Source organism: Lysobacter korlensis (genome assembly GCF_042434515.1).
Genome location: NZ_JBHLTG010000003.1, coordinates 508,579 through 527,247, shown reverse-complemented (window position 1 = coordinate 527,247; position 18,669 = coordinate 508,579). Strand labels below are relative to the sequence as shown.

At 68.8% G+C, this 18,669-nt stretch carries 18 protein-coding genes and 1 pseudogene; 13 read left to right on the top strand and 6 right to left on the bottom strand.

The features are described from left to right. Positions 1–82: 82 nt before the first annotated feature. A complete protein-coding gene (gene smc, locus ACFFGH_RS15475) occupies positions 83–3,586 on the bottom strand; it encodes a chromosome segregation protein SMC (protein ID WP_386670258.1) in 3,504 nt (1,167 codons plus the stop codon). Positions 3,587–3,953: 367 nt separating this feature from the next. On the opposite strand from smc, the gene ACFFGH_RS15470 reads away from it, so the two are divergent. Further along, entirely contained in the window at positions 3,954–4,706 is a 753-nt protein-coding gene (locus ACFFGH_RS15470) for a 6-phosphogluconolactonase (protein WP_386669775.1), read from the top strand. A 19-nt stretch (positions 4,707–4,725) separates the two neighbouring features. Here the strand turns inward: ACFFGH_RS15470 and ACFFGH_RS15465 are convergent, their stop codons facing one another. Together ACFFGH_RS15465 and ACFFGH_RS15460 are read right to left on the bottom strand one after the other, a co-directional pair. After that, on the bottom strand, positions 4,726–5,019 hold the full coding sequence (locus ACFFGH_RS15465) for a BolA family protein (protein WP_386669773.1): 294 nt from the start codon (positions 5,017–5,019) through the stop codon (positions 4,726–4,728). Further along, on the bottom strand, positions 5,016–5,315 hold the full coding sequence (locus ACFFGH_RS15460) for a YciI family protein (RefSeq protein WP_386669771.1): 300 nt from the start codon (positions 5,313–5,315) through the stop codon (positions 5,016–5,018). The genes ACFFGH_RS15465 and ACFFGH_RS15460 overlap by 4 nt, the downstream gene beginning before the upstream one ends. A 353-nt stretch (positions 5,316–5,668) precedes the next feature. On the opposite strand from ACFFGH_RS15460, the gene ACFFGH_RS15455 reads away from it, so the two are divergent. From ACFFGH_RS15455 to ACFFGH_RS15445, 3 genes and pseudogenes are all read left to right on the top strand, one after another. Then, positions 5,669–6,589: a segregation and condensation protein A gene (locus tag ACFFGH_RS15455; RefSeq protein ID WP_386669769.1), complete on the top strand. Its 921-nt coding sequence runs from the start codon at positions 5,669–5,671 to the stop codon at positions 6,587–6,589. A gap of 55 nt (positions 6,590–6,644) precedes the next feature. Further along, positions 6,645–7,493 (top strand): SMC-Scp complex subunit ScpB, encoded by an 849-nt coding sequence (scpB, locus tag ACFFGH_RS15450; protein WP_386669766.1) that lies wholly within the window; start codon positions 6,645–6,647, stop codon positions 7,491–7,493. Further along, positions 7,486–9,192 (top strand): annotated as a pseudogene (locus ACFFGH_RS15445) (pseudouridine synthase). The gene scpB and the pseudogene ACFFGH_RS15445 overlap by 8 nt, the downstream one beginning before the upstream one ends. A 296-nt stretch (positions 9,193–9,488) precedes the next feature. Here ACFFGH_RS15445 and ACFFGH_RS15440 read toward each other — a convergent pair. From ACFFGH_RS15440 to ACFFGH_RS15430, 3 genes are all read right to left on the bottom strand, one after another. Further along, positions 9,489–9,815, bottom strand: coding sequence for a thioredoxin family protein (locus ACFFGH_RS15440; protein ID WP_386669764.1), 327 nt, complete (start codon positions 9,813–9,815; stop codon positions 9,489–9,491). Positions 9,816–9,902: 87 nt separating this feature from the next. Further along, the gene (locus ACFFGH_RS15435) at positions 9,903–10,700 is read right to left on the bottom strand and encodes an amidohydrolase (protein ID WP_386669762.1); all 798 of its coding nucleotides are present in this window, start codon (positions 10,698–10,700) and stop codon (positions 9,903–9,905) included. Between the two features lie 115 nt (positions 10,701–10,815). Beyond that, the gene (locus ACFFGH_RS15430; protein WP_386669760.1) at positions 10,816–11,970 is read right to left on the bottom strand and encodes a pyridoxal phosphate-dependent aminotransferase; all 1,155 of its coding nucleotides are present in this window, start codon (positions 11,968–11,970) and stop codon (positions 10,816–10,818) included. Between the two features lie 100 nt (positions 11,971–12,070). On the opposite strand from ACFFGH_RS15430, the gene ACFFGH_RS15425 reads away from it, so the two are divergent. The 9 genes from ACFFGH_RS15425 (at position 12,071) to ACFFGH_RS15385 (ending at position 18,668) form a co-directional block, all read left to right on the top strand. Next, positions 12,071–12,541 (top strand): DUF3293 domain-containing protein, encoded by a 471-nt coding sequence (locus ACFFGH_RS15425; RefSeq protein WP_386669758.1) that lies wholly within the window; start codon positions 12,071–12,073, stop codon positions 12,539–12,541. A gap of 37 nt (positions 12,542–12,578) precedes the next feature. After that, positions 12,579–13,223: a heme ABC exporter ATP-binding protein CcmA gene (gene ccmA, locus ACFFGH_RS15420; RefSeq protein ID WP_386669755.1), complete on the top strand. Its 645-nt coding sequence runs from the start codon at positions 12,579–12,581 to the stop codon at positions 13,221–13,223. Further along, positions 13,220–13,918 carry a heme exporter protein CcmB gene (gene ccmB, locus ACFFGH_RS15415; protein ID WP_386669754.1) on the top strand — a complete coding sequence of 233 codons (699 nt, stop codon included), beginning with the start codon at positions 13,220–13,222 and terminating at the stop codon, positions 13,916–13,918. Before ccmA ends, ccmB begins: the two co-directional genes overlap by 4 nt. Positions 13,919–14,021: 103 nt before the next feature. After that, entirely contained in the window at positions 14,022–14,774 is a 753-nt protein-coding gene (locus ACFFGH_RS15410) for a heme ABC transporter permease (protein WP_386669750.1), read from the top strand. Next, positions 14,771–14,935, top strand: a complete 165-nt coding sequence (locus ACFFGH_RS15405; protein ID WP_386669748.1) for a heme exporter protein CcmD — start codon at positions 14,771–14,773, stop codon at positions 14,933–14,935. Before ACFFGH_RS15410 ends, ACFFGH_RS15405 begins: the two co-directional genes overlap by 4 nt. Continuing rightward, positions 14,932–15,402, top strand: a complete 471-nt coding sequence (gene ccmE, locus ACFFGH_RS15400; RefSeq protein ID WP_386669746.1) for a cytochrome c maturation protein CcmE — start codon at positions 14,932–14,934, stop codon at positions 15,400–15,402. The genes ACFFGH_RS15405 and ccmE overlap by 4 nt, the downstream gene beginning before the upstream one ends. Positions 15,403–15,586: 184 nt before the next feature. Beyond that, entirely contained in the window at positions 15,587–17,629 is a 2,043-nt protein-coding gene (locus ACFFGH_RS15395) for a heme lyase CcmF/NrfE family subunit (protein WP_386669743.1), read from the top strand. Then, positions 17,626–18,168 (top strand): DsbE family thiol:disulfide interchange protein, encoded by a 543-nt coding sequence (locus tag ACFFGH_RS15390; protein ID WP_386669741.1) that lies wholly within the window; start codon positions 17,626–17,628, stop codon positions 18,166–18,168. The genes ACFFGH_RS15395 and ACFFGH_RS15390 overlap by 4 nt, the downstream gene beginning before the upstream one ends. 53 nt (positions 18,169–18,221) lie before the next feature. Continuing rightward, entirely contained in the window at positions 18,222–18,668 is a 447-nt protein-coding gene (locus tag ACFFGH_RS15385; protein ID WP_386670256.1) for a cytochrome c-type biogenesis protein, read from the top strand. Position 18,669: the final 1 nt, after the last annotated feature.

Sequence of the window (18,669 nt, the reverse complement as noted above, 5' to 3'; positions counted from 1 at the left end):
GGGCCGGCGACCGGCCGGCCCACCGCTGCGATGGAAGGCAGCCCCAACGTGGCCGCTACCGGTACGCGACCGCAGGCGGCGATCAGGCAGCACCGACCAGCCGCGTCGCTTCCGCGAGGTCGACCGACACCAGCCGGCTCACGCCGGGCTCGCGCATCGTCACGCCCGACAGCTGGCGCGCGACTTCCATCGTGGCTTTGTTGTGGGTCACGAACAGGAACTGCACCTGCTCGCTCATCTCGCCCACCATCGCCGCGAGGCGACCGACGTTCGCCTCATCGAGCGGCGCGTCCACCTCGTCCAGCAGGCAGAACGGTGCCGGATTGAGCTGGAAGATCGCGAACACCAGCGCGACCGCTGTCATCGCCTTTTCGCCGCCGGAAAGCAGTGAGATATTCGAGACGCGCTTGCCGGGCGGGCGCGCCATGATCGCGACGCCGGTGTCGAGCAGGTCTTCGCCAGTCAGTTCGAGATAGGCGTGGCCGCCACCGAACAGGCGCGGGTACAGCTGCTGCACGCCGGAGTTCACGCGGTCGAACGTGTCCTTGAACCGGCCTCGCGTTTCGCGGTCGATCCTGCGGATCGCGTCCTCCAGCGTTTCCAGTGCAGCAGTGAGGTCGGCGTCCTGCGCGTCGAGATACTCCTTGCGCTGCGCAGCCTCGGCGTGTTCGGCAATCGCGGCCAGGTTGACGGGCTCAAGCCGGCGCAGCTTCGCGTCGAGCTCGGCAACCGTGCGCTCCCAGACGCGCGCGTCCATGTCATCCGTGAGCGTGTTGACGACATCCTCTAGAACGAAACCGGCCTCGACGACGGCGGCTGCCAGCGTCTCAGCCTTGAGCACGAGCGCCTGCTGTTCAAGCCGGCGCTGGCCGATCGCTTCGCGCTGCTGCAGTGCCTGCTCGTCGCGTTGCTGGCGCACCTGCTCGAAGCGGCGCAGATCGTGGTCGATCCCATCGAGCGCGATGCGCGCTGCGGTCAGCTTCTGCTCGGCAAGCACGCGCTGCTCCAGCGCGACCTGGCGTTGCTCCTCGAGCGTATTGACTGGCTCGTCGCCCTGCTCGAGCTGAAGCATCAGCTCTTCCAGGCGCGAATCGAGCTGGCCGCGCTGGCCGCCCATGCGTTCGAGCGCCTGCGCCAGGCCGGTGATCTGCGTGCGCTGGCTTTCCAATGTGAGCGCGAGGGCGTGCGCCGCATCGCGGGTTTCGCGCGCGGCGGAGCGGATCTGGTCGCGAGCTTCCGTCAGGCTGCGGCGCTCGCTTTCGAGTGCGTGTCGCGCGTCCTCGAGTTCGGACATGCGGATGACCGCTTCTTCCTGCCGCATGCGCGCCTCACGGGCCTGCTCGCGGCCTGCCTCCAGCGTCGATGCGATCTGCGCGAGTTCCGCATCGATGCGCTCGATGCGGCCGCGCGCGGAGTCGAGCCGTCCCTGCTGGCTCTGCAACTGGCCGGCCAGCTCGGAAACGCTGCGGTGCGCCCCGTAGAGCGTGCGCTGCGCGTCCTCGCGCTGCTGCTCGGCCGCCAGCATGCGGTCGCGCAGCTCGGTGAGCCCTGCGTCGAGTTCCCGCTCGCGCTCCTGCATTCCTTCGATGTCGGCGCGGAGCGACTGGATCTCGCGCTCGCGAAGCAATGCACCCTGCTTCGCCGCGCCCGAACGCAGCACGCGGACCCAGCCCGCGCCCAGGCGCTCGCCGCTGCGCGTAATAACCGACTCGCCGTCCGAAAGCGTCGCCTGCAGCGCCCGCGCTTCGACCAGGTCGTCGGCCACGTGCAGCCGGGCGAGCAGCTGTCGGATCGCGCGCGGCCCTTCTACACGCGAGGCGAGCGATGTGGGTGCGTACTCGGTCGAATCGGGCTCAGGCGAGACCAGCGCAAGTCGGGCATCGCCGAGTTCGCCGATCGCATCGACCAGGGACTCGGGCGATTCGACCAGCACGCCCTCGATCAACTGACCCAGCGCGCTTTCAACCGTGTTTTCCCAGCCCGGCTCGACGGTCAACACCTCTCCGACGCGCGTGGCCGAATCCAGCCCACGTGCGCGCAGCCAGGTCAGCGCCGCGCCCTGCTCCTGTCCGAGTGCTGCCTGCTGCAGCGTCTCCAGCGACGACAGGCGGCCGCGTGCGGCCTGCGCCTGCTTGCGCACGTCCGCCAGCTCGGTCTGCATCGAACGCTGCTGTTCCTGCAGGCCCGACACCGCCGCTTTACGGGCATCGAGTGTCTCATTGAGCGTATCCAGCGAAAGCCGCTGCGCCTCGTGGCGCTCCTGCAGCGCTGCGAACGCCTCGGCCAGCGCGTCGAGGTCGAGCCCGGCCCGCTCCGTCGCAAGTGCGTCGCGGCGTCGATCGGCGTCGAGCACCTGCCGGTCGAGATGCTCGATCCGGGTCCGCTCGACATCCGCCGCGCGCACCGCCTCGGACTGCGCACGGCTGTGGGCGTCCCAGCGTTGCTGCCAGTCGACCAGTTGCGCTTCCGCATCGCGCAGCGCGTCCTGCCGGGCCATGTCCTCTTCGCGCAGCGCCTCGAGTTGCGGTTCGGCATCCTCGACCGACGCGAGCAGCGCGTCGAGCCGTGCCTGGTCGTGACCGATGTGGGTGGCGATCTCGGCAAGCTGGCTCTGCGCCTCGTCACGTGCACGCTGCAGGCGCGTCGACATCTCGCGCTGATGCTGGATCTGCTGTTCGATGCGAGCGAGTGCGCCGCTGACCTCGTAGCTCTCCGCCTGCGCGCGGCTGAGCGCTTCGGCAGCGTCCTCGCGGCGCACGCGACCGGTTTCCAGCTCACGCTCGGCCTCGCGCTGTTCTGCGATCAGCTGCTGCAGGCGCGTTTCCTGCTGGTCGAGCTTCTCGCGATGCGACTGCAGCTTCTGGTCGAGCGCGCGATGCTCGAGGGCCTTCCACTCTGCGTCCTTGATCTTCCGCTCGGCCTGGATCGTCTGGTACTGCTCGGCCTGGCGCGCCTGGCGCTTGAGGTGCTCGAGCTGCTTGCCGACTTCGTCGCGCAGGTCGGTCATGCGGGCAAGGTTTTCGCGCGTGTGGCGGATGCGCGTTTCGGTTTCCTTGCGGCGCTCCTTGTACTTCGAGATGCCGGCGGCTTCCTCGAGATAGACGCGCAGGTCTTCAGGCCGGGCCTCGATGATCTGGCTGATCATGCCCTGCTCGATGATCGAGTAGCTGCGCGGGCCCAGCCCGGTCCCGAGGAACAGGTCGGTGATGTCCCGGCGGCGGCACTTCGCGCTGTTGAGGTAGTACTGGCTGCTGCCGTCGCGGCTGACGGTGCGTTTGACCGAGATCTCGTTGAACGCGGCGTACTCGCCGGTGATCGTGCGGTCGGAGTTGTCGAAGATCAGCTCGACCATCGCCTGCGAGACGGGCTTGCGTGCCGACGAGCCCGCGAAGATCACGTCGGTCAGCGAATCGCCACGCAGGCGGCTCGCGGAGCTTTCGCCCATGACCCAGCGCACCGCGTCGATGATGTTCGACTTGCCGCAACCGTTCGGCCCAACGACGCCCGTCATGTTCGTGGGCAGGTGGAGCGTGGTCGGGTCGACGAAAGACTTGAATCCCGAAAGCTTGATGGTGGAAAGACGCATGCGGCGGTAGAGCCCCTCTGCCGCGCCGGCGGCGCGGGCGTGATACCGGTGGAACCGGCGCCCGGTCTGGGCAGCCGCGTTCGCGAACGCAGCGGACGAGTATAGCCGCGCGCCTGATTGCGGGTCCGCGGGTTTCATCCGACGTGCACACACAGCCGAATAGGTTGCCGGGCCCCGGCCGCCGGCTCCAACTGGGTTGCCGCGCCCGCGCACGATTAAATACGTGCTCGGAAGCCGGGCCTGATCGGTAGCGCCGGGGGCCGCCCGGGTCCGGTCGGCGCTGTCCCCGTCGCATCCATGCCGCAGCGGCCCCGCTGCAGTCCCCCATCGAGGCGCCGTGTGGCGCGACTGTTGCATGGCCCTATGCATGACGCTCAACGATGACTGCCCCCTGGCGGACCAGGTGGCACCGGATCCGGAAGCCGGCAGCTTCGTCCTGCATGTGCATCGCAATGCCGAGGTCTGGACTTGGGCCTCGGCCGTGGCAGTCGCCGCCGAACTGCGGCGCGACCTGCAGGTTTTGCCGCGGGCCAGACTGCTTGTAACGGCGAAGGACGCGGCGTCGCCGGTGTACCGGGCCCTCGCGATGGCGCCACTCGAGTGGTCCCGCATCGATGTGGCGCTCACCGACGAACGCTGGCTGCGGCCTGACGACCCGGACAGTCACGCCTTCCGCGTGCGCGCTTCGCTCATCCGCAGCCACGCCGCCGAGGCCCGGTTCGAGTCGCTGACCCAGCCTGGACGCAGGCTTGAAGAATCGGTCGCCGTTGCGAATGCCCATGGCATGCAGAACGCCAGCGCCGCCGTGCTCGGCATGGGCACTGATGGCCATATCGCGTCACTGTTTCCGCGAATGCTCGACCTGCCGCGTGCACTAGGCGCGCGCGACGCCTACGTGGCGGTCGACGCAAGCGGCTGCCCAGGCGCCGGCGAGTGGGCGCGGCGCATCTCGGTCACGCCGGCCGGCATCGCGCGGGCGCGGGCGCGTCTGCTTCTGATCCGCGGCCGCGACCAGCGCGAGGCGTTCGAATACGCGGTGGCCAGCGGCAAGGTCGAGTCCTGGCCGGTGCTCGCCGCGCTGGGGGGCTCGACGCCGCTCCAGGTTCACTGGTGCGCGTGATCCCGCTGCAGGCTACGGATCAGCCCGCTTCAGCAGGCGTGCGTGCGCGGATCGCCAGCGCGTGGATGTCGGTTTCCATCAGCGTTCCGACGGCGGCGTAGACCTTGCGGTGCCGCGCGAGCGGCGCGACACCGGCGAACGCCTCGCTAACGATATCGACACGGAAATGGCCGCGTCCGTCGCGTGCGCCGGCGTGGCCGGCATGCCGATGGCTCTCGTCCTCGATCTCGAGCGCGATCGGGTCCAGCGCCTGCTCAAGGGCCGAGCGAATCGCCGCAACACGCTCGTCGCGCGGAAGCGGACCCGCGCTCACGGCAGCACCCGACGGAAGGGACGCACTTCGACGCGCGTGTAAACGCCGGCGCTGACGTACGGATCGGCCGCCGCCCAGGTCCGGGCGGACTCGAGCGAATCGAATTCGGCGATGACGACGCTGCCGCTGAAGCCCGCAGGACCCGGATCCTCGGCGTCCACGGCCGGGCACGGCCCTGCGACAAGCAGGCGGCCCTCATCGCGCAGCGCGATCAGCCGTTCGACGTGCGCCGGACGCGCCTCGAGGCGCCGTTCGAGCACCGATTCGCCGTCGTAGCCCTCGATCACGTACCACATCGCCGATCCTCCTCCGCCCGCCTGCCGGGGCCCGCGCATTGTAGTGTCGCGCCCTGCCGGACGTGCCGGCTGGACAAGCGCATGGACCAGCCCGTACCCTAGCCGCGTATCCAGGGCCGGCAGCAGCGAACGGTCGCGGTTGTACGACGCGAACCGATTCCAGACGCGGCACGCCGCACCCCATCGCCCGCCCCGACCCGCTCACCGGCCTGTCCCGCAAAGCGACCCGTCCGGCAAGGGCAGCGACCTTGCAGTCCGTACCGCCTCATGCCGTTCCAAACGGCGGCTGCCGCACCGCGGCGGTCGCATCGAAGCAGTGGTTTGTGCCCACGGCCCGGAGGGGCCGGCTCCGAATGACCGATGATCTCGCGCCCCAGGCGTCCGAGTCCCCTGCCACCGGCCCGTCCAACGGGTCATCGCACCCGCAGCAGCAGGAAATGCCGCTGGCGGTGGTGCATGGTCAGCCGGTGCTGCAGATCCCGCAGGACCTGTACATCCCGCCGGACGCACTCGAGGTCATCCTGGAGTCGTTCGAAGGGCCGCTGGACCTGCTGCTGTACCTGATCCGCCGACAGAACCTGGACATCCTCGATATTCCGGTGCTGGACATCACCCGCCAGTACGTCGACTACATCCAGGCGATGCACGAGATGCGGTTCGAGCTGGCGGCCGACTATCTCGTGATGGCCGCGATGCTGGCCGAGATCAAATCGCGCATGCTGCTGCCGCGGGCGACGGCCGAGGAAGGCGAGGAGGACGATCCCCGCGCCGAGCTGGTACGGCGGCTGCAGGAGTACGAACGATTCAAGAAGGCGGCGGAGGATCTTGATTCGCTGCCACGCCAGGACCGCGACACGGCACCTGCGGCGGCCTACGTGCCGGACCGGGCGTCGATCCGGCTTCCGCCACCGGTGGAACTGCGCGAGATGCTGCTGGCACTGCACGACGTGCTCAAGCGCGCCGAGCTGTTCACCCAGCACGCGATCAAGCGCGACGCACTGAGCGTGCGCCAGCGGATGGGCGAGCTGCTGGAGCGCATGAGGGACGGCGCGTTCCATCGTTTCGAGTCGCTGTTCACCGCCGAGGAAGGCAGGCTCGGCGTGGTGGTGACGTTCCTCGGCCTGCTTACGCTCGCGAAGGAGCAGCTCATCGAGATCGTGCAGGACGAGCCGCTCTCCCCGATCTACGTGAAGTCACTCGCGTTGATGAAGGACCCGGACGAGATCGAACTGTCGAGCGAGTTCGATGAAGACCCCACGAATGCCACGGCGTGACCGCGTCGTTGTGGACGTCGGCCCGCGCTGCAACCGCCCCGTTTTCCGCTGAGCCATGGACCAGAGCCTGATCACCCGAATCGTCGAAGCCGCGCTGCTCGCCGCCAACCAGCCTCTGACGCTGGCGCAGCTTCAGGCGCTGTTTCCCGAGGACCAGCCTGCCCCGAACGGCGCGATCGAGCAGGCGCTCGAAAGCCTGCGCGAGGATTGCGGGGCGCGGGGCGTGGAGCTGGTCGAACTGGCGTCCGGCTTCCGCTACCAGGTAAAAGCGGACGTGCACCCGTGGGTCGCGCGCCTGTGGACCGAGCGGCAGACCAAATACACACGCGCCACGCTGGAGACGCTGGCGCTGATCGCCTACCGCCAGCCGATCACCCGCGGCGAGATCGAACAGGTGCGCGGCGTCGCGGTGAACAGCAACATCATCAAGGCGCTGGAAGAACGCGAGTGGATCCGGGTCGTTGGCCACCGTGACGTACCCGGCAAGCCGGCGCTATTTGGCACCACGAAGGCATTCCTCGACTATTTCGGCCTCAAGCGGCTGGACGAACTGCCGCCGCTGTCCGAGCTGAAGGACATCGGCGAGCTTGAACCGCAACTGCAGTTCGATCAGGCACCGGCTGCGTCCGGGCCGATTGACGCCGGCGGCATCGGGCGCAACACCGAAGAGGCGGACGCTGATCTGTCCGCCGACCCGGCTGATTCGCAACACACCTTACGCACCGATAGCGGTGCAGCGGACGCTCGCGCGTCCGAATCCGGATCCACGGAACCCGAAGCCGCGCCGGGCGAGCGCGCGGCGGACGAGAACGATCACGAGCAAGACAACGCCGTCGAGACGACGACCGTTCCCGAGTTTGAGGCCGCGTCGCAGGACGGGCCGGAGCTGCAGAAAAATGACTGAAGAAAAGAGCCGCAAGCTCACCCTGAAACGCATCGACCCCGCCACCAAAGAGGCGCCCCGGCTCGAGGAACGCCTGCACAAGGTGCTCGCGCAGGCAGGCCTCGGCTCTCGGCGTGCGCTCGAGCAGCGCATTGCCGATGGCCTGGTCAAGGTCAACGGCTAGATCGCCCAGGTCGGCGTCAGCGTCAAGAGCGGCGACAAAGTCGAGCTCGATGGCCGCCAGTTCGTCGCCAGCGCGCTGACCGAGCCGGCGCGCGTGCTGATGTACAACAAGCCCGAAGGCGAAGTGACCACGCGTGAGGACCCCGAAGGCCGCCCGACGATCTTCGAAGCCCTGCCCGCGCTCAAGGGTGCGCGCTGGATCGCGATCGGCCGGCTCGACATCAATACGACCGGCCTGTTGCTGCTCACCACCGACGGTGAGCTGGCGAACGCGCTGATGCACCCCTCATTCGAGGTGGAACGCGAGTACGTCTGCCGCGTCCGTGCGCCGGAAGGCCAGGAGAACGTGCCGGACAACATCGTCGAGCGGCTGCGCCGCGGCGTCGCGCTGGATGACGGCCCGGCGAAGTTCGACGAGATCGAGCGCATCGGTGGCAGCGATTCGCACGACTGGTTCCGCGTCGTCGTCAAGGAAGGGCGCAACCGCGAAGTGCGCCGCCTGTGGGAATCGCAGGGCTGTCAGGTCAGCCGCCTCAAGCGCATTCGCTACGGCGGCGTGGACCTGCCGCGCGAACTGCTGCGCGGACAGTCGCAGGAGCTGGCATCGGACCGCGTCGAGAAGCTGCGCACCGACCTTGGCCTCGAAGACGGCGCGCCTTCGGCACTGACGCTGCAGCCCGTGATCGGCCAGCGCAAGGCGACTAGGGCGACGATCGATCTGAGCGGCCAGGGCCGTTCGCACGGCTATGTCGGCGGCCACAACACGGCGGACGAAGGCCGTGAGCTGCGCCGCTTCGACAATGTCCGCGAAGATCGCGGCCGCGGCCGTGGCGGTCCACGCAAGCATGGCGGGCTGACCGTCAGCGGCGAAGCGGCAGCCAAGCAGTCGCAGAGGCCGTTCAAGCAGCGCCCCGACAAGGGCGGCCGCGGCCTGCCGGACGGCAACCCGGCCGCGTTCCGCACCTGGTACGTGCCGGACGGCGTCGACACCGGCCCGAGCGGCCACCGTAACCCCGACGGCGCGCGCGGCCGCAAGCCGTTCGGCGGCAAGCCCGGCGGTCGACCGGGCGCTGGTGGCCCGGGTCAGGGGCAGGGTCAGGGGCGCAGCGAGCGTCCGGCCGGTGGCGGCTTTGGTGGTGAGCGCAGTGGCGGCGGTGGAGCTGGTCGCGGTCCGCGGCGCGAGGGTGGTTTCGGCGGCGAACGCGGTGCGGGCTCACCGTACGGCGGTGCTGGCGCCGGTGGCGAGCGTCGCGGCCCGGGCGGCGGTCAGGGGCGCAAGCCCTACGGTCACCCCGGCAACGCGCCGAGCTTCCCGTCTGATCATGCGAATCCGGGTGGCTTCAATCCGTACGCTGACAAGCCCCGCGGTCCGCGTCCAGGCGCGAAGCCCGGTGGTCGCCCGGGCGGTCCACGCCCCAGCGGTGGCCCGGGTGGCGGCCGCCCGGGTGGTCCGGGCGGTGGGCGTCCGGGCGGCGGTCCGCGCGGCGGCCGTCCCGGTGGCGGTGGCGGTGGGCGCGGCCCGCGCGGCGGCGCCTGATCCGGAACTGAAACGAGGGGCGCCATTGGCGCCCTTCTTTCTTTAGGCCGCATCGTGAAGTGCCGCACGATCCGGAGCCGGGTATCCGACCGGGCTGGTTGCAAGGCCAAATGCGCCCGTCGCCAGGTCGCCACTGACCATCTATCGAGCTCGTGCTGGACGACAAGGTTCGCTTACGCACGCAGATGACGGCGAACGAGCAAATGTCGCCCAGATCCGGGTAGTCCAGGAGCTGCCCTCCTGTGCGGGCTGCGCCTACGCGCGGACTACCGTCCCGCGAAGCGGCCTAAGCGCCCTCAGCGCGGATCGATCCGCTGCAGAGCGTCGGCGATCGCAGCCGGGTCGGTCGGACGCACGAGACGCGCAACTTCCTCGCCGTCGCGCAGGAACACCAGCGTCGGCCACAGCTTGACGCGGTACGACCGACCCAGGGGCTTGCCGCGGCCGTCCTCGATCTTGATATGACGCAGCTGCGGGTGCAGTCCGAGCGTGCGTTCGAGCAGCGGCTGCGCTGCAATGCAGTGGCCGCACCACGACGCGCCGAACTCGAGCAACGTCGCGCCCTGCAGGGCTTCCACGTCTTCGCGCGCCGGCTCGGTTTCCGTGTATTCGCGGATCATCATCGGTTCGTGCTCCTGCCGCCAAAAAAAGATCGCGGCACGGTAGCGGTTGGCAGGTGACGCCCACGACAGCAGCGCGGAGTGCGTCGATCAGCGCAGTTCGAACTGGTCCGCGTCCAGCATCGCCGGGAAGCGCTCGCGGAAACCCTTGAGCTCGGGCGCCAGCAGCGTGGTCGTCACCACGACCTCCATCTCGCCGCACTCGCTGATCGCATGGCCGGTGAAGTCGATCACTACGCTTTCGCCCGCGTACTGCAGGCCGTTGCCATCGATCGCGACACGGTTGACGCCGGCGACGTAGCAAAGGTTCTCGATCGCACGCGCGCGCAGCAGCGTCTTCCAGGGATAGTTGCGCACCGAGGGCCAGTTGGCGACGTAGATCAGCAGGTCATAGTCGAGGTCGTTCTCGCGTTCGACGTTGAACCTGTTTCGCGAAAACACGGGGAAGCGCAGGTCGTAGCAGACCAGCGGGCAGATCCGCCAGCCCCGCCACTCGACCGTCAGCCGGTCGCGACCCGCGGCATAGCGCTCGTGCTCGTTCGCGTAGCGGAACAGGTGTCGCTTGTCGTAGGTCTGCACGCGGCCGTCAGGCGTCACGAACAACAGGCGATTGAACACGCCGTCGTCGGTCCGCAGCTGCACGCTGCCCGTGACCGCCGCATCCAGCCGCGCCGCCCAGTCGCGCATCCACTGCACGGTCGGCCCATCCATCGTTTCGGCATTGCCGATGGCGTCGTTCGAGAATCCGCTCGTGAACGTTTCCGGCAGGATCACGAGGTCCGTGACACCGCGCAGCGCCCCAATGAGGCCGCCGTAATACTCACGGTTGCCTTCCGGGTCGTGCCAGCGGGTATTGCCCTGGACGAGCGAGATGCGCAGGTTCTGCATGGTTCGGTCCTCGGTGCCGCGGTGACGCGGCAGGTGCAACGGAAATGTTCAGTGATCGATAGCAGGCGTTCGACGGGCACGCAAACGCATGTATGCCACGCGCGGAAACAGGTGCTTAGAGCATGCGCAGCCGCTCGACCGCGGCGTCGAGCGTCGCCTCGTTCTTTGCAAAACACAGTCGCGCGAGCCGCTGACCGACGGGCGGCGTGCCGTAGAACGGCGACAGCGGAATCGCGACGACGCCCTTCTCGATCGTAAGCCAACGGCAGAACGCGGCATCGTCCAGATCGCTGACATCCGAATAGTCGACGAGCTGGAAGTAACCGCCCGGTACCGGTAGCGGCTTGAGCCGTGTCGTCAGCAGCTGCTCGCGGAAGCGGTCACGCTTGGCCTCGTAGAAGGCGCCCAGCCGTTCGTAATGTTCGGGCTCGGCCTCGATCATCTCGGCGAACGCGAACTGCGCCGGGGTGAAGGTGCAGAAGGTGTTGTACTGGTGCACCTTGCGGAACTCGACGCTCAGCGCCGGCGGTGCAATGCAGTAGCCGACCTTCCAGCCCGTGCAGTGGTAGGTCTTGCCGAAGCTCGAGATCACGAATGCGCGCTCGCGCAGTTCCGGATACCGCAACGCGGACTCATGCTGGCGACCGTCGAACACGATGTGCTCGTAGACCTCGTCGGACAGCAGGTAGATATCCGTGCCCTGCAGCAATTCGATCAAGGCGCGGATATCGGCCTCGTCGAACATCGCGCCCGAGGGGTTGTGTGGGGTGTTGATCATCAACATGCGCGTGCGCGGCGTAACCGCGGCGCGGATCGCCTGCCAGTCCGGCGCGAACGTCTGCGGGTCGAGCGGCACGTGCACCGCGACGCCGCCGGCAAGCTCAATCGCGGGCTCGTAGCAGTCGTAGCAGGGATCGAGCACGATGACCTCGTCGCCGGGCCGCACGACCGCGTGCACCGCGTCGAGAATCGCTTCGCTGGCGCCGGAGGTCACCGTGACTTCGAGATCTGCATCCGGCCGATAGCCGTAGCAGCGTTCGGTCTTCGCAGCGATCGCCTCCCGCAGTGCGGGAATGCCCGTCATCGGCGAATACTGGTTGCGCCCGTCGCGCATCGCACGGGCAAGCGCGTCACTGAGGCGCCCAGGCACGTCGAAGTCGGGGAACCCTTGGCCGAGGTTGACCGCACCGTGCTCGATCGCCAGTTGCGACATCACGGTGAAGATGGTCGTGCCGACCTTCGGCAGCTTGGTCTGGGGCGTGGGCGTCATCGCGTGGCCATGTGAAGGCGGGCTGCCGAGTTTACGTAAAGGCCGCGGTATGCGGCGCGAAGCGGTTGCATCGGCCAGTCCGTGCAAGGACACTGCCGCCATGCAGGAATTCCAGATCGTCGACGCGACAGACCTCGCGCGTGCCTATGCAGCGGCCGACTATGCCGTGGAGCTCGACGGGCGCACGGTTGCGCTCAGGGTCGGCGAGTTCGCGACCGAGCTGGAGTCGAGCCTGACCGCGCGCCGGTACGCATTCATCACGGCCTGGAATCCCGCTTCGTCGCCGCGTGCAGGGCGCGAGAATGAAGTCGCCGATGGACAGCTGCGCGAACGCCTGGACGGGCACGGCGCCAAGCGCATCCCCGCGTGGGCACAAGCGCCCGACGGACGCTGGCGCGAGCAGGGCTGGATGGTGCTCGACCTGCCGGCCGGGGATCTCGACACGCTCGCGCGGGACTTCGGCCAGGCCGGTACGCTGCAGTGGGCGCGCGGCGAACCCGTGTGCCTGCGGATGATGATGGCGGCCCCGATGCAAGCGGCCGAGATGCCCTGCGTCGACTGGGTAGAATGACGCCTCCGCGGCCGCAACGGCTGCCTGCAGCGCCCCGATGGACACCCAGACCCCAAGCGCCCCGCCGCTGCTGCAGGCCCGTGGCTTGCGCTTCGCGCGCAATGACGAGCCTGTCTTCGGCCCGCTAGACTTCGCGGTCGACGCGGGCGAAGCCCTGCTCGTACAGGGCGGGAACGGTGCGGGAAAGACGACGCTGCTTCGCGTGCTCGCCGGCCTGCTGCGGGCCGACGGCGGGGAGATCGACATCGACGGACAGCGCGCGCGCGCGGCGCGCCGGGCGCGGGCGATCGCCTACCTCGGCCACCTGCCGGGATTGAAGGGCGATCTCAGCGCGCTGGAAAACCTGGAGTTCCTCTGCGGCCTGCAGGGGCGCAGGCGCAACCAGCGTCCTGAGAGCGCGCTCGCGATCGTCGGCCTTACCGGCTACGAGGACGCCCTCGCCCGCCAACTGTCGGCCGGCCAGAAGAAGCGGCTTTCGCTCGCACGCCTGTGGCTGTCCCCTTCCCCGCTGTGGCTGCTGGACGAGCCGTACGCGAATCTCGATCTCGAGGGCATCGAACTGGTCAACCGCATGGTGCAGGCCCACCTGCGAGGCGGCGGCGCGGCCCTCGTGACCACCCACGGGGCTTATGCGGCGCCGCCGGTGCGGACCCGGATGCTGGTTCTGGAGAAGGCCGCATGAGCGCGCCGTCGGCTGTCCTGCCCGGCCTGCTCGGCTCCGCCCGGGCGCTGATGGCCCGCGACCTGCGGCTGCTGTGGCGCCGGCGCGGCGACGCGCTGCAGCCGGCGCTGTTCGCGCTGCTCGTGGTCGTGCTGTTCGCGCTTGCGCTGGGGGCGGAGAAATCCCAGCTCGCCGCCGTTGCCGCATCGGTGCTGTGGTTGGCGGTGCTGCTCGCCGGTCTGCTCGCACTGGACACGCTGTTCCGTGGCGACGCCGAGGATGGCTCGCTCGAGCAGTGGATGCTCGCGCCGGTGCCGCTGGCCTGGCTGGTCGGTGTGCGCACGTTCATGCACTGGGCCACGACCGCGCTGCCGCTGCTGGTCGCGACGCCTGCGCTGGGCGAGCTTCTGCACCTGCCACGGGCCCAACTGCCGGTGCTGATGGCGTCGCTCGCGCTCGGTACGCCGCTGCTCAGCCTCCTGGGCGCAGTGGTCGCGGCACTGACGGTTGGGATGAGGCGCTCTGGTATCCTTGTCGCCCTGCTTGCGTTGCCGCTGTACGTGCCGGTCCTGGTGTTCGGCGCGGGGAGCGTGGTGGCGGCGTCACAGGGATTGGACCCGGTCGGGGCCTTGCTGCTCCTTGGAGCCGGCCTGGCGGTTGCGATCGTGCTTGCGCCGGTTGCGGCGGCCGCCGCGATTCGCATTGCCCTGACCTGAACAAGCGTTTGTTTCCTGTCTTCGATCAAGCCGCGACCGGCTGCGGTACGCGACACTCAGCCCTGCCCGGGGCCCCGCCTCACCGGCGGGCCGGACCGACACGATGAATCCGATCCTGCGCTGGTTCCACCAACTCGGCTCGCCGCCGACCTTCGATCGCTTCGCCGCCCGCTGGGCCCCCTGGGGCTACGGCCTCGGGCTGCTCGTGATGGGGTTCGGGCTGTACGGCGCACTGTTCGAAGTGCCGGCCGACTACCAGCAGGGCGACAGCTTCCGCATTCTGTACATCCATGTCCCGGCCGCCTGGATGAGCCTGTTCGTGTTCGGGCTGATGGCGTTCTACGCCGCGATCGCGCTGATCTGGCGAATCAAGCTCTGCGAGATTCTCGCGATGGCCTGCGCGCCGATCGGTGCCGGATTCACCCTGATCACGCTCGCGACGGGATCGATCTGGGGCAAACCGATGTGGGGCACCTGGTGGGACTGGGACCCGCGCCTGACCACCGAGCTGATCCTGCTGTTCCTGTATCTGGGCGTGATCGGCCTGTACAACGCGATCGACGACCGCCGCAGTGCCGCGCGCGCGGCCGGGCTGCTCGCGATCGTCGGCGTGGTGCTGTTGCCGATCATCCGCTACTCGGTGGTGTGGTGGAACTCGCTGCACCAGGGCCAGACGATCCGCCTGTTCGGGCCGTCGTCGATGGACGAGAGCATGGTCATGCCGCTGGTATGGATGGTGATCGGCACGAAGTTCTGGTTCGCGGGCGCCCTGCTTGCACGCGCGCGCGGCGACAACCTGCGGCGCGAGTCGGGCAAACGCTGGGTCGCAGAACTGGCGCAGGGCGGCCGGCCGTGAGCTACCAGAACTATGTGATCGCCGCCTACACGGTATTCGTAATCGTGCTGGGCTGGGACTTCGTCGCCGCCCGCCTGCAGATTCGGCGCGAACTGCGAAACGCGCAGCGCCGCGCCGCCCGTGAAGCTCCACGTCCGGTTTCCGGAGAACTGAAACGATGAACCCGATCCGTCGCCGCCGCCTGCTTTGGGTGGCTGCCCTCGTCGTCGCCGCCAGCCTGGCTGCTTCGCTGGTCGCGATGGCGCTGCAGCGCAACGTCGCCTATCTGTACACCCCAAGCGAAGTGCTGCGCGGCGAAGCCGGGGAGCAGGCGCGTTTCCGGCTTGGCGGCATGGTCGCCGCCGGCTCGTTCGAGCGCACGCCCGGCTCGCTGGAGGCCCGCTTCAAGGTCACCGACGGGGACGCGCTGATGCCGGTGACCTATACCGGCATCCTGCCCGACCTGTTTCGCGAAAAGCAGGCGGTCATCGCGACCGGCCGCATGGAAAACGGCCGCTTCGTCGCCGAAGAAGTGCTCGCCAAGCACGACGAGACCTACATGCCGAAGGAAGTCGCCGACAAGATGGGCGTCGCGCATACCAAGCACGACGTGGACGCGGCCAAGGCCGCGCCGGCGATGCAGCAGTAATGGCCGAGCAGACTCCCGGCCGCGCCGAGCGCACGCGCCCGGCCCCACCGGCGGCGCCGTCGCGCAAGCCTGATGCCGTCCCCGCCTGTGGCTGCCAGACGTTCGGGTCGCCGTTCGGCCTCGTTACCCGAGCGCCGGCGCCACGCACTCCCGCGCGCGCGCGCCGCCGGCCGGAGTAACCACGATGCTGCCCGAACTCGGCCAGGTCGCCCTGGTCCTCGCACTGCTGCTGTCCGTCATGCAGGCGGTGCTTCCGCTGGCCGGCGCCCATCGGGGCATCGAACCGTGGATGGCGACCGCGCGCCCGGCCGCGTACGCCCAGCTCGGGCTGGTCGCGTTCGCGTTCGTCGCGCTGACCTGGGGCTTCGTCACCCAGGATTTCTCGCTGCGGTACGTCGCGCAGAACAGCAACTCGCTGCTGCCGGTGATCTATCGCTACACGGCCGTCTGGGGTGCCCATGAGGGATCGTTGCTGCTTTGGACGCTGATCCTCGCACTGTGGACCGCCGCGGTCGCGCGCTTTTCGCAGCGCCTACCCATGCCGGTGATCGCCCGCGTGCTCGGCGTCATGGGCATCGTCAGCGTTGGTTTCCTTGCGTTCCTGATCTTCACCAGTAATCCGTTCGAACGCCTGCTGCCCGCGGCCGCGGAAGGCCGCGACCTGAACCCGCTGCTTCAGGACCCGGGAATGATCATCCACCCACCGATGCTCTACATCGGCTACGTGGGCTTCTCGGTGCCGTTCGCATTCGCGATCGCAGCGCTGCTCGACGGCCGCATCGATGCTCGCTGGCTGCGGTGGACGCGCCCGTGGACGAACGTGGCCTGGGCCTTCCTGACGATCGGTATCGCGCTCGGCTCCTGGTGGGCGTACTACGAACTCGGCTGGGGCGGCTGGTGGTTCTGGGACCCGGTCGAGAACGCGAGCTTCATGCCGTGGCTGGTTGGCGCGGCGCTGCTGCACTCGCAGGCGGTCACCGAAAAGCGCGGCAGCTTCCGCGGCTGGACGCTGCTGCTGGCGATCGCGACGTTCTCGCTCTCGCTGCTCGGCACGTTCCTGGTGCGTTCGGGCGTACTGACCAGCGTGCACGCATTCGCCGCCGACCCTGCGCGCGGCGTGTTCGTACTCACCTTCCTCGGCATCGTGATCGGCGGCTCGCTGCTGCTGTACGCGCTGCGTGCACCCTCCGACGACCCGGACGTTTCCGACCCTCGCACTTACTTCGCCGCCAGTTCTCGCGAGACGCTGCTGCTGGCCAACAACCTGCTGCTGTCGACCGCATGCGCGATGGTGCTGCTCGGCACGCTTTACCCGCTGCTGGCGGATGCGCTCGAACTCGGCAAGATCTCGGTCGGCCCGCCGTACTTCGCGTTGATGTTCATGCTGCTGATGGCGCCGCTGGTGCTGCTGCTGCCGTTCGGGCCGTTGACGCGCTGGCAGCGCGATCAGCCGTCGCGGCCGATCGCGATGCTTGCCCCGTGGCTGGGCCTCGCGCTCGCGGCCGGTGCAGCGGCGTTCTTCCTTGCGCCCCAGGGGCCGTGGAAGGTCGCGGCCGGCGTCGCCGGTGCCGTGTGGGTAGGCGGGGGCACGCTACGCTTCCTGTGGTCGCGCCTGCGTGGGGACGGTCGCCTCACGGCCGAGATGCTTGGCATGACGCTGGCGCATCTGGGCGTCGCGGTATTCCTGATCGGCGCGCTGCTGGTCGAAGGGCTTAGCGTGCAGCGCGAAGTCGCGCTGCGGCCCGGCCAGACGCTCGACATCGCGGGCCGCAGCCTGCGCTTCGAAGGCGTCGCGCGCCTTCCGGGGCCGAACTACACCGCCGATCGCGGCACGGTCACGATGGTTGACCAGGACCGCAGCGTCACTGTGCTGCATCCGGAAAAACGCGCGTACGCCAGCGGCGGCCAAGTCATGACCGAGGCGGCGATCGACCGCGGCGTGACGCGCGATTTCTACGTAGCGCTGGGCGAACCCCTCGGCGACGGCGCATGGGCGGTACGCGTGCACGTCAAGCCGTTCGTTCGCTGGGTCTGGGGCGGCGCGTTGCTGATGATGCTCGGCGGACTCGTCGCAGCGACGGACCGTCGCTTCCGGCGCGATGGGTCGGTTCGTGACGGCAATGGGTCGCCGGATTCGCGATCCGGCCACGACTCCCGCTGCGGTGCGACGCGGTCGCCCGACAACCGACTGGACGGCTCTGCGCCCGCAGGAGAGACAGGCACATGAAACGCTCACGCTGGATCCCGCTCGCGGTATTCGCCCTGCTGGCCGTGCTGCTGGGCGCAGGCGTATGGCTGAGCCGCAACCCGAACCGCGAGGCGCTGCCGTCTCCTTTGATCGGCAAGCCCGCACCGGCGTTCGCGCTGCCCGTGCTGCACGAACCCGGCCGGACCGTCACGAACGCCGACCTTCGCGGCGCGCCGTACCTGCTCAACGTCTGGGGCAGCTGGTGCCCCGCGTGTCGTGATGAGCATCCCGTGCTCACGCGTTTTGCCGAGACGCGCCGGGTGCGCGTGATCGGCTTCAACTGGAAGGATGAACCGGTGGACGCGCTGCGCTGGCTCGAACAGTTCGGCAATCCCTACTGGCTGGTGATCGCCGATCGCGAGGGCGAAGCCGCGATCGATTGGGGCATCTACGGCGCACCCGAGACCTTTCTGGTCGATGCCGCGGGCATCGTGCGCTGGAAGCACGTGGGCCCGATGAGCGAAGCGACCGTTCGCGACGAACTGCTGCCGCGCCTTGCCGAGCTGGAGCGCCGCTGATGCGCGCATTGCATTTCCTGGGCCCGGGTTCGACCGCGTTGCTACGCGGCCTGATGCATCAAGCCGCAGCCGCATTCCTGCTGGGCCTGCTGGTGGCGCTCTCGGGGCCGGCGTTCGCTCAGCCCGTGACCGATCCGGCGCCGTTGCAGTTCGCCGACCCGGTCGAGGAGCGGCGCTTCCAGTCGCTGGTCGCCGAGCTGCGGTGCGTGATGTGCCAGAACCAGTCGCTGGCCGACTCGAACGCGCAGATCGCCGTCGACCTGCGCCGCGAAGTGCTCACGCTGATCCGTGAGGGCCGCAGCGATGGCGAAATCCGGCAATTCCTCGTCGAGCGCTACGGCGAGTTCGTGTTGTACCGCCCACGAGTCGGTGCAGCGACTTGGCTGTTGTGGTTCGGCCCGGTCGTGCTGCTGATTGGCGGGGCACTCGTCGTTGCGCGCATCGTGCGGCGACGGGCGCCTCAGCCGGGATCCGCGCCCGACAACGATCCGGAGTGGTGAC

Coding starts and splice junctions, on each gene's coding strand:
- ccmB (WP_386669754.1), top strand. CDS start 13,220: ATGAGCGCGCCGTCGGCTGTCCTGCCCGGCCTGCTCGGCTCCGCCCGG.
- ACFFGH_RS15470 (WP_386669775.1), top strand. CDS start 3,954: ATGACGCTCAACGATGACTGCCCCCTGGCGGACCAGGTGGCACCGGAT.
- ACFFGH_RS15390 (WP_386669741.1), top strand. CDS start 17,626: ATGAAACGCTCACGCTGGATCCCGCTCGCGGTATTCGCCCTGCTGGCC.
- ACFFGH_RS15385 (WP_386670256.1), top strand. CDS start 18,222: ATGCATCAAGCCGCAGCCGCATTCCTGCTGGGCCTGCTGGTGGCGCTC.
- ccmE (WP_386669746.1), top strand. CDS start 14,932: ATGAACCCGATCCGTCGCCGCCGCCTGCTTTGGGTGGCTGCCCTCGTC.
- ACFFGH_RS15425 (WP_386669758.1), top strand. CDS start 12,071: ATGCAGGAATTCCAGATCGTCGACGCGACAGACCTCGCGCGTGCCTAT.
- ccmA (WP_386669755.1), top strand. CDS start 12,579: ATGGACACCCAGACCCCAAGCGCCCCGCCGCTGCTGCAGGCCCGTGGC.
- ACFFGH_RS15455 (WP_386669769.1), top strand. CDS start 5,669: ATGACCGATGATCTCGCGCCCCAGGCGTCCGAGTCCCCTGCCACCGGC.
- ACFFGH_RS15460 (WP_386669771.1), bottom strand. CDS start 5,315: ATGTGGTACGTGATCGAGGGCTACGACGGCGAATCGGTGCTCGAACGG.
- ACFFGH_RS15410 (WP_386669750.1), top strand. CDS start 14,022: ATGAATCCGATCCTGCGCTGGTTCCACCAACTCGGCTCGCCGCCGACC.
- ACFFGH_RS15435 (WP_386669762.1), bottom strand. CDS start 10,700: ATGCAGAACCTGCGCATCTCGCTCGTCCAGGGCAATACCCGCTGGCAC.
- scpB (WP_386669766.1), top strand. CDS start 6,645: ATGGACCAGAGCCTGATCACCCGAATCGTCGAAGCCGCGCTGCTCGCC.
- ACFFGH_RS15430 (WP_386669760.1), bottom strand. CDS start 11,970: ATGACGCCCACGCCCCAGACCAAGCTGCCGAAGGTCGGCACGACCATC.
- ACFFGH_RS15440 (WP_386669764.1), bottom strand. CDS start 9,815: ATGATGATCCGCGAATACACGGAAACCGAGCCGGCGCGCGAAGACGTG.
- smc (WP_386670258.1), bottom strand. CDS start 3,586: ATGCGTCTTTCCACCATCAAGCTTTCGGGATTCAAGTCTTTCGTCGAC.
- ACFFGH_RS15395 (WP_386669743.1), top strand. CDS start 15,587: ATGCTGCCCGAACTCGGCCAGGTCGCCCTGGTCCTCGCACTGCTGCTG.